Source organism: Arthrobacter sp. NPDC093139 (assembly GCF_044754165.1).
Lineage (GTDB): Bacteria > Actinomycetota > Actinomycetes > Actinomycetales > Micrococcaceae > Arthrobacter.
On sequence record NZ_JBIVOO010000004.1, the window covers coordinates 21,540 to 32,442 of the forward strand.

Consider the following 10,903-nt stretch of genomic DNA (forward strand, 5'->3'; position numbering starts at 1 on the left):
CGGAACGTCCCAAAAGGGCCCCCTTTCCCACCGACCCCAAGAAGGTACGCAGGCATGACAATGAAGTCCACGGCAGAGCGTCCGGCAGTAGAACTCGGCCACAGCATGAAACCCAGGCAGCTGACCATGATGGGCCTGGGCAGCGCCATCGGAGCCGGACTTTTCCTCGGCTCCGGCGCAGGCATCCAGGCCGCGGGGCCGGCGGTCCTGCTCTCCTATCTGGTCGCCGGAACGCTGATCATCCTGGTCATGTGGGCGCTTGGCGAAATGGCTGCCGCGAACCCCAACAGCGGAGCGTTCTCCGTCTATGCCGAGAAGGCCATGGGCAAGACTGCTGGAGCCACCGTGGGCTGGCTGTGGTGGCTGCAGCTCGTGGTGGTCATCGCCGCGGAAGCCCTCGGTGCGGCCGGGCTGTTGTTCTCGGTCTGGCCTGTGGTTCCCGTCTGGGCCCTGTCGCTCGCCTTCATGGTGGCGTTTACGGCAATCAACCTGGCCGGCGTGAAGAACTTCGGCGAGTTCGAGTTCTGGTTTGCCATCCTCAAGGTCGCGGCCATCGTGCTGTTCCTGGCCATCGGTGCCGCGCTCCTCTTGGGAATCCTGCCGGACGTCCCCTCCCCCGGGCTGGCCAACATCACGTCCGATTTCGCCCCGGCGGGACTCGGCGGCATTGCGACAGCGCTGTTCGTGGTGATCTTTGCCTTCGGCGGCACGGAAATCGTCAGCGTCGCCGCGGCGGAGACGGAAAATCCCGAGCACAGCGTGGCCAAGGCCATCCGCACCGTGGTCTGGCGCATCCTGGTCTTCTACATCGGGTCGGTGTTCGTCATAGCGGCAGTCCTCCCGTCCACCTCCGGGGCCCTCGCTTCACCGTTCGCCGGGGTCCTGGATGCGGCCCGCATTCCGGGTGCCGGTACGGCCATAACCCTGGTGGCCGTCGTGGCCCTTCTTTCCGCCCTCAACGCCAACCTCTACGGCGCCTCCCGCATGGTGTATTCCCTGTCGCAGCGCCGCGAGGCACCCCGCTTCCTGTCGGGCCTCAGCAGCGCCAAGGTGCCGGTGGTTGCCGTGGGCGTCTCCGTAGCTTTCGGCTTTATTGCCACTGTCCTCGAACTGCTGTTCCCCGAACGGATCCTGCCTGCACTGTTCCAGCTTGTCGGCTCGACGTGCCTGGTGGTCTGGGGCACGGCCCTGGTCTCCCAGCTGATCCTGCGCCGGCGGGCCGACCGGGGCGGCACTCTCCTGCCCCTGCGCATGAAGGGGTTTCCGGCCCTGACGGTGTTCGGGCTGGTGCTCCTCGGGCTGGTCTTCGCCGTGGGCTTCAGCGCCGAGAGCAGCCGGATCCAGCTGGTCAGCACCGTTCTGCTGATCGCCGGCATCGCCGCAGCCTGCCGCTTCGGTGCCCGGCTAACTGCGAAATCCGCAGCAAAGGCGGCAGCCGACGATCCGGAATCCGGCGCGGCTGACGAAGGATCACGCGCCGCGTCGACTGCCCGCGTTCCCGAATAGGCGGCGGCACACAAGGGAAAACGCCGGCCCTGCTGCACAATTTGTGCAGCAGGGCCGGCGTTTTGCTGCGCAGTCCTGACAGTCTGCTGGGCCCGCTGCGTGTTGATTGCCGGGCGCCAAGGCTGTGACTAGGGTCACAGCTATGGACACTTTGCCCCTGCCGGCTGGCGGCAGCGCCGCTGCCCCGCCCGCGCCCGACGAGCTGCGCGAGCTGTACTCGCTCATGGCCGCGGTCCGCCACCTTGATGTCGCGGCTGTCGCCTGGCAGCGCCAGGGCATCATTCCCGGCTACGCTCCGGAGCTGGGCCAGGAAGCTGCCCAGGTGGGCAGCGCGTACGCCGTGGACACCGCCCGTGACTTCGTCTTTCCCACGTACCGCGAGACGGGCGTCGCCCGTGCCATGGGCGTCAACATGGTGGAGTACATGTCCACGCACAAGGCCACCTGGCACGGCGGGCTGTACGATCCCAGAAAATCGCGCCTCGCCCCGATCCAGGCGGTCGTGGCCGGCTCGGTGCTGCACGCGGTGGGCTGGGCCCACGGCCAGACGCTGGACGGCAGCGACGCCGTGGCAATGACGTACCTGGGTGACGGTGCATCATCGCAGGGCGACGTCCACGAGGCCATGAACTTCGCGGCTCTGCTGAAGGCCCCGGTGGTGTTCTTCGTCCAGAACAACGGCTGGGCCATCTCCCTGTCCTCAGAGCGCCAGGTGGCCGGCGGCTCAGTTGCAGCGCGCGGCGCCGGCTACGGCATTCCGGGTGTTCAGGTCGATGGTAACGACGTCCTCGCGGTCCTGGGGGCCACGCGGCGCGCCTTCGCCCACTGCCGGACCGGGAATGGCCCGGTGATCATCGAGGCCATGACCTACCGCCGGGGCCCGCATTCCACCTCGGACGATCCGGGACGCTACCGCTCACTGGACGAGGAACGCGAGGGAGCGGGCGAGGATCCGCTGCATCGCTTCCGGCAGCAACTGCTGGCGGATGGTGTCGCCGACGAGGGGTTCTTCGCCCGGACGGAGGCCTCCGCCGTCGCCGAAGCGGAAAAGATCCGCGAAGGCCTCCAAGCGCTCGGTCCGCGGCCGGGGAGGGAGATGTTTGACCTGGTGTTCCAGGAAGCAACGCCCACACTGCAATCCCAGGCCGCCAGCTGGCGCGAGGAGTCAGAACATGTCTAATGGAATTCTTGAGGACGGGGCGCCCATGACCGGAAGCCGGAGCGGAGCCACCCTCACGCTCTCCATGCAGCAGGCGCTGAACCGAGCCCTCGACGAGATCCTCACCGAGAACCCCAGGGCCGTGGTCTTCGGCGAGGACTGCGGCCGGCTGGGCGGTGTTTTCCGCATCACCGACGGACTGCAGGCAAAACACGGCGGCAACCGCGTCTTCGACACTCCGCTGGCGGAGTCCGGCATCCTCGGCATGTCCGCCGGACTCGCCATGGCCGGCTACCATCCGATCCCGGAAGTCCAGTTCGACGGCTTCGCCTATCCCGCCATCAACCAGATTGTCTGCCAGATCGCCCGGCTGAACTACCGCAGCCGCGGCGCCCTGCCGATGCCCATCACGCTGCGCGTTCCCAGCTTCGGCGGCATACGCGCCCCCGAACACCACGGCGAAAGCCTTGAGGCGTTGTTCGCCCACGTCCCGGGCCTGAAGGTTGTCTCCCCGTCGAACCCCCACGAGGCGTACCACCTGCTCAAGTACGCCGCCATGCGGCCCGACCCGGTGATCTTCATGGAACCGAAGTCACGCTACTGGCAGAAGGGCGACGTCGACCTGAGTGCCGCCGGCGTTGCGCCCACAGGCGCGAAAGTCATGCGGGAAGGGCGGCACGTCACGCTCGTGGCCTGGGGTGCGATGGTGGCCCGCTGCCTGCAGGTGGCGGACCTCGCCGCCGAGGACGGCATCGACGTCGAGATCCTGGACCTGCGCTGGCTCAAACCGATCGACGCCGCCGCCCTGGTGACATCCGTGCGAAAGACGCGCCGCGCCGTCGTCGTCCATGAAGCGCCCCTGACCTCCGGCCTTGGGGCCGAAGTTGCCCAGCTGGTCACGCAGGGCTGCTTCGACACCCTTAAGGCCCCCGTGGAGCGTGTGACGGGATTTGACGTTCCGTACCCGTCCGGGGACCTGGAGGATGAATACATTCCCAACATTGACCGGATTCTTTTCGGCATCCAGCGGGTATTGGAGTATCGACGTGGCTGAAATCTCCTTCCCCCTGCCGGACCTCGGCGAAGGCCTCATCGAGGCGACCGTGCTGGAATGGCTCGTTTCCCCGGGCGACCAGGTGGAGCGCAACCAGCCGCTCGTCGAGGTGGAGACCACGAAATCCGCTGTTGAATTGCCCAGCCCGCAGGCGGGTAAGGTGGTGCGTATCCACGGCGGGCCCGGCGACAAAATCAATGTCGGCGAGCCCCTGATTGTGTTTGAGGTGCCGGACAACACCGCCGGCATCGTGGGCACGGTCCCGACGGAAGAGGCACCAAAGCGCCGGGTCCGCCTGAGCGCCGTACTTGATGAGGACTGACATGATGAGCGGCAGACACACCGGCGAACAGCACCTGCACACGGTGGAGGGCACCGATCCCCAGCTGTATGTCGCTGTGCATGAGCCCAAGACCGACGCCGGGCTCCGGCCCATCCTGCTGATCCACGGATTCTCCTCCTCCAGCAAGCTCAACTGGGAGGACACCGGCTGGCTGGCGTTCCTCCTGGAGGCGGGCCGGCGGGTGATCACGGTGGACCTGCCGGGACACGGCCGCAGCGGCGCTCCCGAAGACATGGACTCCTACTCGCCGAGCCGGATCCGTGCGGACCTCCTGCAGATAGCGTTCGACGCCGGCGCCCGGCCTGTCGAGGCCGGTGACCCTTCCAGCGGGCTGGACGTGATCGGCTACTCGCTGGGTTCCCGGCTCGGCTGGGAGTTTGGCGCCACCCAGCCGGAGCTCGTGCACCGGCTGGTCCTGGGCGGACCGAACATGGCTGATCCGCTCGCCGAATTCGACCTCGTTGCCGCCCAGCATTACCTGGCCGACGGCACGCCGATTGAGGACGAGTCCACCGCCGGGCTCCTCAAAATGGCCCAGGCGCTGCCGAGCAACAATATCTTCGCCCTGCTGTCCCTGGTGGAGGCCATAAAGACCGAGCCCTACGACCCAGCAGAAGCCGTGCCGCACATGCCCATGCTGCTCGTGGCCGGTGAAAACGACGAGCGCGCGGCGTCCATGCCGCAGCTCGCGGAGCTGGCCGCCAAAGCCGGTTCCATGGCGGAGCAGCTCGTGTTGCCCGGGCGGAACCACACCAGCGCCATCACCAGCCGCGCCTTCAAGCAGGCCGCCGCCGGCTTCCTGGGCAGCTAGGACCGGCACAGTCCTGGGACAGGCAGGGGTCCTTGGACAGGCGACGGCGGTAGGCTGGATTTGACTGGTGGAGAAACCGGAAGAGGATCCCATGGGCATGGTTTTTGAGGACCGGGAAGATGCCGGCAGGCGCCTTGCCGCGGCCCTCCCGCAATTCCGCGGCCAACCGGACACCGTGCTGCTCGGGCTCGCGCGGGGCGGCATCCCTGTGGCGGCCGCCGCTGCCGCGGCACTCGACCTTCCCTACGGCGCCCTCCTGGTCCGCAAGCTCGGCATCCCCGGCCATGAGGAGACGGCCTTCGGCGCCCTGGCCTACGCGCGGGCGATAGCGGCCTCCGGCACGTCCAGGGAGGAAGATGGCGGGAGCGAGGCCGGATCGCCGGAGTCTGAAGCGGGAAGCGCTGAGCCCGGCAGGATTGTCCGGCTGCTCAACCGGCCGCTCGTGGAGCGCATCCTGGAGACCGGCGCCAGACAGGAATGGCTCGACCTGGTGGAACACCGCGAACGGAACGAACTGATGCGCCGCGCCGGCTCCTACCCCGGCGCCCACCTGCCGCTGGGCGGCAAGACCGTGCTGCTGGTCGACGACGGCCTCGCCACCGGTGCCACCATGCGGGCCGCAGTGGAGGCGGCCCGGGCCGCCGGCGCCGCACGCGTAGTGGCTGCGGCCCCCGTGGGTTCGATCGAGGCGGAACGGTCCCTCTCGCGGGTCTGCGATGTGTTGTGCCTCCATCTGCCTGGCAAGTTCCATGCTGTGGGAAATTTCTATCGGCGCTTCGAGCAGTTGACCGACGACGACGCCATAGGCCTGCTGCACGGCGCGAACGCCTGACCTGATGCCTGCGCAACGGCTGCGGGCCCGGAGCTCAGGCCCGGGCCCGCGTTCACGCGAACTGACTGTTTACGGCAATCCGTCAGTGCCGGCTGACGCCGAGCAGGCGGCCCTTGGTCTCCTTCGCCAGCAGTACGCCGACGGCGGAGATCACGCACAGGACCATGATGTAAATGCCGATCGAACCTGTCCACTTGGTGCTCTGGAGCAGGGACTCCGCAATGGTGGCGGCAAACGCGCCGCCGAGGATGGCGCCGAAAGCGTAGCCGATCGAGATCCCCGAGTACCGCACGTTCGCTGGGAACATCTCGGCATACATGGCGGACATGGGTCCGTAGGAAAGTCCCAGGCCGATCGTCAGGACAAACAGCGCCACGCCATAAAGCCAGATGTTTCTGGTGTCGATGAGCGCGAACATCGGGATCATCCAGACGAAGATGATGGCGTAGCCCGTCAGGAAGGTCTTGACGCGGCCGATGCGGTCCGAAAGCCAGCCGCCCGCCAACGTGAAAATCAGCCAGCCGAAGGAGGCAAGGGTCGTGGCGAGCAGTACCTGGGGCACGGGCATCTGCAGGGCCCTGGTGGCGTAGGAGATGAAGAAGGCGATCAGCAGGTAACCCGCAGCGTTGTTGGCGATAAAGATCAGGGTTGAGTAGAGGACCGGCTTCTTGTGGTGGCGGATGAGCTCACCCAGAGGGGCCTTGCTTTCAGCCTTGCGGGCGGCCATCTCGCGGAAGACAGGGCTTTCCGCTACCGCCCGCCTGATCAGGTATCCGACGACGATCAGCACGATGGACAGCAGGAACGGAACGCGCCAGCCCCAGGCAGCAAAGTCTTCCCTCGACATGCTGGAGTTGAGAAAGAACAGGAGGCCCGTGGCCAGGATCATGCCGATCGGGACGCCGATCTGGGGGTATGCTCCGAAGATCCCCCGCTTGCTCATCGGTGCGTGCTCCACGGCCATCAGGGCAGCTCCGCCCCACTCGCCCCCGGCTGAGAAGCCTTGGATGATCCGGAGGGTGATCAGCAGGACGGGAGCCCAGAGGCCGATCTGGCTGTACGTCGGCAGAATGCCGATCAGGGATGTTGCCGCCCCCATCATCAAGAGTGTGAAGACCAGCATCGCCTTGCGTCCCAGCCGGTCTCCGAGGTGGCCGGCTATGACGGCTCCGAGCGGACGGAAGAGGAAACTGATGCCGATGAGGGCGAAGGAGAGGATCTGCGCCAGGCCCGGATTGGACTGCTGCAGCGGGGTGAGGAAAAGCGGCGAAAGCAGCGTACCTGTGAGCTGGGCAAAGATGAAGAAGTCGTACCACTCGATGGTGGTGCCGACCAGCGTTCCCGCGAGGACCTTGCGTTCCTCGTGCTTACTGCTGGGGCCGGTCTCGGAATCAACGGAAGAAGCTGCAGTCATTGGAACTCCGTGGCTGGGGCAGGGATGCTGCCGGGATGGGGCGCCGAGCGATTTACTGATCGAACGGTCAGTTGGTAAGAGGATACATGAATGTGTGCCAAAACACACTAAAAACTTCCGGAAGGACGTCCGGACTGCAGGTCAATCCGTCCGTTTCAGGAATTCGCGCAGCCTGGCCCTGACCGGTTCCCGGTTGTAGGTGTTGACGAGGGCCCCGGCCATCCGGACGGGGTCGCCGAAGAAGAAGTACTCATAGAGGGACTGCCGGCCCGAGAAGCCGGAGATGGAGGCGTCGAAGGCCAACTTGAAGAGGCGCACCCGCTCTGGCCCCGTGAGCGTCTTCCCCTGCAGGTAGAGGTCAATGTCCGCCCTCGCCCCGCTGTTGACATCTGCTTCACCAGGGAGCGCCATGAGTCCGGAGGCCGAGAACTTGCGGATGATCTGGGGAAAGCGCTGGGCGACCTTCGGGTACCAGTTGCGCGCGGCGTTGAGCGTGCTCCATTTCGGCAGCATGACGCCTGCATCGTTCAGCTCGGCGTCAGCCTCCGAGGCGCGCACCAGGGCTTTGCCGATTTCGACGTCGATGATCAGTTCTGCGATGTCCTCCTGGATGTGCTGGAAGCCGTCGATGCCGATGGAATCTGCCAGCTCGGACGCCAGTCCAAGGAAGAACTCGCTCTTGGCAATCGTGCGGGTCACCACCTGGTGTGTCATGAGTGCGCCCGCACCGGTCTCGGTATAGAAGGCGTTGCAGAGCTGCGGGTTCCCGAGCATGAAAATGCGTTCACCCGGGACGAAGACGTCGTCGAAAATGGCCACGGCATCCATTTCCTCGTAGCGGGAGGCCAGCGGCTCGTCGTGGGTGCTGCCGCCGTTGTAGAGCGAGGTGCGGCACAGGTACCGGAGTCCCGGCGTGTCGTTGGGAATGGCAAAGGCGTAGGAGTACGGCGCGTCCTCTGGCGTGCCGCGCAACACCGTAGACGGAAAGACGAGCAGCTCGTCGGCGATGGGAGCTATGGTGGCCAGCATGCGGGCACCGCGGATCACGATCCCGTCCCTGCGCTCTTCGACAACATGCGCGGAGAGCTGGCCGCCGAGCTGTTCGGAGCCGGACACTGACCGGTTGACCTGCGGCGGAATAAGCGTGTGGGTTGCCAGCGAATCATTCTCTCGCGCCCACTCGTAGTAGTTGCGGATGTTCTCGGCAAATTTCGGGTCAGCCTGGGAGAACCACTTCCCGGCGGCGGCGAGTGCCGTCAGGGAGGAGTTCATGTAGTCCCCGGTGCGCCCCAGGAAACCATTGGACGCTTCCGCCCAGGTGGAAAAGGCGCGCCGCCGGTGGCGCAGGTCTTCCACGGTTTTGGGAACCAGGAAGGAGGCGTTGACGAGGTCCCCGGTGGTGGGGGATGTGTAGGTCAGCGCTTCCTGGTGCTGCGGATCGTGCTGCATGTCGAACAGCTTCGCGTACGACCTCGCCACATTGCGGAACGCAGGGTGCTCCGCAACTTTCTCCTTGACCACGTCGCCGTCAATCACGACGTGCGGTGTCATGGCGTTGAGTTTGTCGAGATACTGCTGGCCGGTGCGGATTCCCATTGTTCTGTCTCCAGTCGTCGTTGAACTGCAGGTTGTTCGGGCGGGGGCTGTGCGTCAGAGGAGGTCTTCCATGCCCAGCTGGCTTTCCGGGATGGTGGTGAACGCGCTGTTGGCGAAGGCCAGCGCGTCCCCGTTGCGGTAGTTGAAGTCCACGACTTCGCCGATGTAGAGGGTGTGGTCGCCGCCGTCGTACGCCGCCCACGGCTTGCATTCAAACCAAGCCAAAACGTTGGGCAGGCGCGGGGCAGTCGCGCTCTCCACCCACAGCGGTTCGGGGCCCGGGCGGCCGGCGAAGTGCATCGCCAGCTGACGTTGCTCCGCCCCCAGAATGTTGACGGTGAACGGGCGGCCGGCCAGCTCATCGTGCGCCGTGCTGGTCCGGGCAATGCTGACCAGCACCAGCGGCGGCTCCATGGACACCGAAGTGAACGAGTTCACGGTGATGCCGTGGCGCTTGGTAACGCCGTCGAACGTGACGATAGCGACGCCGGTGGCGAACCTGCCCAGGCTGCCCCGGAAGCGGTGGGCGCGCGGAACCGAGGTCCGCCCCGGAACGTCCGGGGCCGCTTCCGGCTTCGCCATCATCCTCGGTTCCTTGTGCGATGGGGAGTGAGTCCGGTCAATGACATCCGGTGGTGCACCACCGGAGGAGTGCTCAAGGCGGTATTCTATAGTTGAACTTGCGATTCCTATATGGAACGCTAGCCGAACGTGATCCCCAACACAAGACCCGGGAATAAACCGCCCCTTCCCCCGCCTAGGATGGACAGCATGAATCCAATCGCCAGCGCCGGTGCACGGGCCGCGCAAGCCCAGGTCTCCCCGTCGCAGACGCTTTCCAGGGGCATCAGGGCCTTGGAAATCATGGCCGAAGCCGAGAATCCCCTCACGATCGCCGAACTTGCGGACGCCATGGGCGTCCACCGGTCAGTCGCGTACCGGATCCTGCGGACCCTTGAGGACCACTCGCTGCTGGTCCGTGACGACGCCGGCAGGGTGCAGCCCGGTCCCGGCCTGGCGGTCCTGGCGAGGGGAGTCTCCCGCAACCTTCAGACGGCGGCCCTCCCTGAACTCACCCAGCTCGCCAATGCCCTCAACATGACAGCATTCATTGCCGTCTGGGACCACCAGGACTGCGTCACGCTCGTCACGGTGGAGCCGCGGCACTCTGCCGCCACGGTGGTCCAGCACCCCGGTTCCCGGCATCCCATCAGCAGCGGGGCTCCCGGCATCGCCATCCAGTCGGCCCTGCGGGAAGACGACTGGAACCGGCTGGCCCCCGGAGTGCCGTACCGTGCGGAGGCTGCGGAGGCACGCGCACGGGGCTACGCTGCAAGCCACGATGAGGTCATCGCCGGGGTTTCCTCGCTGGCCGCCCCCGTCAGGGTGCCGGGCGGACGGCCGGCAGCGGTCGCCGTCGTCTACATCCGCTCGTCCCAGGACCCTGCCGATGTTGCCGCGGCACTCACCGAGAGCGCCGCGCGGATCGAAGCCCAGCTCGCCTGACGCTGCGGCGGACGACGACGGCGGCAACGGCGCCGAGCACGAACAGCGCCACTGCGGCCGCCACCGCAACACTGAAGGCCGCCGCGTGGCCATGGTCCTGGGCCAGCTGGCCGGCGATCCATGACCCTAGTGCCGTGCCGGCCACAATGCCGCTGGCCAACGCCGTCATCACCGTTCCGAGACGCCCGGCAGGCGCCACCGTTCCGCCGATCGCAAAGACGGTCACCATCACGGGCCCCACCGGGAGGCCGAGGACCAGCAGCACCAGGACCATGGTCCACGCGGAGTCCGGCAGGAGCAGCAGCGCTGACAGTCCGGCCATGACTGCGGCGCAGGCCAGCCAACGTGCTGAGACCCTGAACCTGGCCGGCCAGTAAGCCACCGAAATGGCTGCCGCCGCCGAACTCAGCCCCATCACGGAGTACAGGAGGCCGGCAGCCTCGGTTGTCGCGAAGGCTGCGGAGAAGGAGCTCAGGGCCGTCTGGGTGGAGCCGAAGAAGGTGCCCATGCAGATCATTGCCAGCACCGGAACAGCGACGGCGGCGATGGTTGCCCACCGGCCGCGGGGGGGGGGGGGCCCCCCCCCCCCCCCCCGGGGGGGGGGCCCCCCGGGGGGGGGGGGGGCCCGCGGCCCGGCGGGGGGCACCCCCCGCGGGCCGGGGGAGTGGGAAGGCGGGCCCCG

The 10,903-nt window shown here is 66.7% G+C and carries 10 protein-coding genes and 1 pseudogene; 7 read left to right on the forward strand and 4 right to left on the reverse strand.

The window, feature by feature from the left end; translation table 11 throughout:
* The first annotated feature begins 54 nt into the window (after nucleotides 1-54).
* The 6 genes from ACIP90_RS07970 (at nucleotide 55) to ACIP90_RS07995 (ending at nucleotide 5,705) form a co-directional block, all read left to right on the forward strand.
* On the forward strand, nucleotides 55-1,506 hold the full coding sequence (locus tag ACIP90_RS07970; protein WP_400578366.1) for an amino acid permease: 1,452 nt from the start codon (nucleotides 55-57) through the stop codon (nucleotides 1,504-1,506).
* A 142-nt stretch (nucleotides 1,507-1,648) separates the two neighbouring features.
* Nucleotides 1,649-2,686: a thiamine pyrophosphate-dependent enzyme gene (locus ACIP90_RS07975; RefSeq protein WP_400578367.1), complete on the forward strand. Its 1,038-nt coding sequence runs from the start codon at nucleotides 1,649-1,651 to the stop codon at nucleotides 2,684-2,686.
* Entirely contained in the window at nucleotides 2,679-3,719 is a 1,041-nt protein-coding gene (locus ACIP90_RS07980; RefSeq protein ID WP_400578369.1) for an alpha-ketoacid dehydrogenase subunit beta, read from the forward strand. Before ACIP90_RS07975 ends, ACIP90_RS07980 begins: the two co-directional genes overlap by 8 nt.
* Entirely contained in the window at nucleotides 3,712-4,041 is a 330-nt protein-coding gene (locus ACIP90_RS07985) for a biotin/lipoyl-containing protein (protein WP_307035456.1), read from the forward strand. Before ACIP90_RS07980 ends, ACIP90_RS07985 begins: the two co-directional genes overlap by 8 nt.
* Before the next feature lie 4 nt (nucleotides 4,042-4,045).
* On the forward strand, nucleotides 4,046-4,873 hold the full coding sequence (locus tag ACIP90_RS07990) for an alpha/beta fold hydrolase (RefSeq protein WP_400578371.1): 828 nt from the start codon (nucleotides 4,046-4,048) through the stop codon (nucleotides 4,871-4,873).
* A gap of 91 nt (nucleotides 4,874-4,964) precedes the next feature.
* Entirely contained in the window at nucleotides 4,965-5,705 is a 741-nt protein-coding gene (locus ACIP90_RS07995) for a phosphoribosyltransferase (RefSeq protein WP_400578912.1), read from the forward strand.
* Nucleotides 5,706-5,787: 82 nt separating this feature from the next.
* Here ACIP90_RS07995 and ACIP90_RS08000 read toward each other — a convergent pair whose 3' ends face one another.
* From ACIP90_RS08000 to ACIP90_RS08010, 3 genes are all read right to left on the reverse strand, one after another.
* Nucleotides 5,788-7,119 carry an MFS transporter gene (locus ACIP90_RS08000; RefSeq protein ID WP_400578373.1) on the reverse strand — a complete coding sequence of 444 codons (1,332 nt, stop codon included), beginning with the start codon at nucleotides 7,117-7,119 and terminating at the stop codon, nucleotides 5,788-5,790.
* 141 nt (nucleotides 7,120-7,260) lie between these two features.
* On the reverse strand, nucleotides 7,261-8,715 hold the full coding sequence (gene hpaB, locus ACIP90_RS08005) for a 4-hydroxyphenylacetate 3-monooxygenase, oxygenase component (protein WP_400578375.1): 1,455 nt from the start codon (nucleotides 8,713-8,715) through the stop codon (nucleotides 7,261-7,263).
* Between the two features lie 54 nt (nucleotides 8,716-8,769).
* Nucleotides 8,770-9,297 carry a flavin reductase family protein gene (locus tag ACIP90_RS08010; RefSeq protein ID WP_400578914.1) on the reverse strand — a complete coding sequence of 176 codons (528 nt, stop codon included), beginning with the start codon at nucleotides 9,295-9,297 and terminating at the stop codon, nucleotides 8,770-8,772.
* A 189-nt stretch (nucleotides 9,298-9,486) separates the two neighbouring features.
* Here ACIP90_RS08010 and ACIP90_RS08015 point away from each other — a divergent pair, with 189 nt between their 5' ends.
* The gene (locus ACIP90_RS08015) at nucleotides 9,487-10,221 is read left to right on the forward strand and encodes an IclR family transcriptional regulator (protein WP_400578377.1); all 735 of its coding nucleotides are present in this window, start codon (nucleotides 9,487-9,489) and stop codon (nucleotides 10,219-10,221) included.
* On the opposite strand, the pseudogene ACIP90_RS08020 reads toward ACIP90_RS08015, so the two are convergent.
* A pseudogene (locus tag ACIP90_RS08020) lies at nucleotides 10,181-10,903 on the reverse strand (MFS transporter); the annotation flags it as partial. The gene ACIP90_RS08015 and the pseudogene ACIP90_RS08020 sit on opposite strands and share 41 nt — an antisense overlap.

Coding starts and splice junctions, on each gene's coding strand:
- ACIP90_RS07970 (WP_400578366.1), top strand. CDS start 55: ATGACAATGAAGTCCACGGCAGAGCGTCCGGCAGTAGAACTCGGCCAC.
- ACIP90_RS07975 (WP_400578367.1), top strand. CDS start 1,649: ATGGACACTTTGCCCCTGCCGGCTGGCGGCAGCGCCGCTGCCCCGCCC.
- ACIP90_RS07980 (WP_400578369.1), top strand. CDS start 2,679: ATGTCTAATGGAATTCTTGAGGACGGGGCGCCCATGACCGGAAGCCGG.
- ACIP90_RS07990 (WP_400578371.1), top strand. CDS start 4,046: ATGAGCGGCAGACACACCGGCGAACAGCACCTGCACACGGTGGAGGGC.
- ACIP90_RS07995 (WP_400578912.1), top strand. CDS start 4,965: ATGGGCATGGTTTTTGAGGACCGGGAAGATGCCGGCAGGCGCCTTGCC.
- ACIP90_RS08000 (WP_400578373.1), bottom strand. CDS start 7,119: ATGACTGCAGCTTCTTCCGTTGATTCCGAGACCGGCCCCAGCAGTAAG.
- hpaB (WP_400578375.1), bottom strand. CDS start 8,715: ATGGGAATCCGCACCGGCCAGCAGTATCTCGACAAACTCAACGCCATG.
- ACIP90_RS08010 (WP_400578914.1), bottom strand. CDS start 9,297: ATGGCGAAGCCGGAAGCGGCCCCGGACGTTCCGGGGCGGACCTCGGTT.
- ACIP90_RS08015 (WP_400578377.1), top strand. CDS start 9,487: ATGAATCCAATCGCCAGCGCCGGTGCACGGGCCGCGCAAGCCCAGGTC.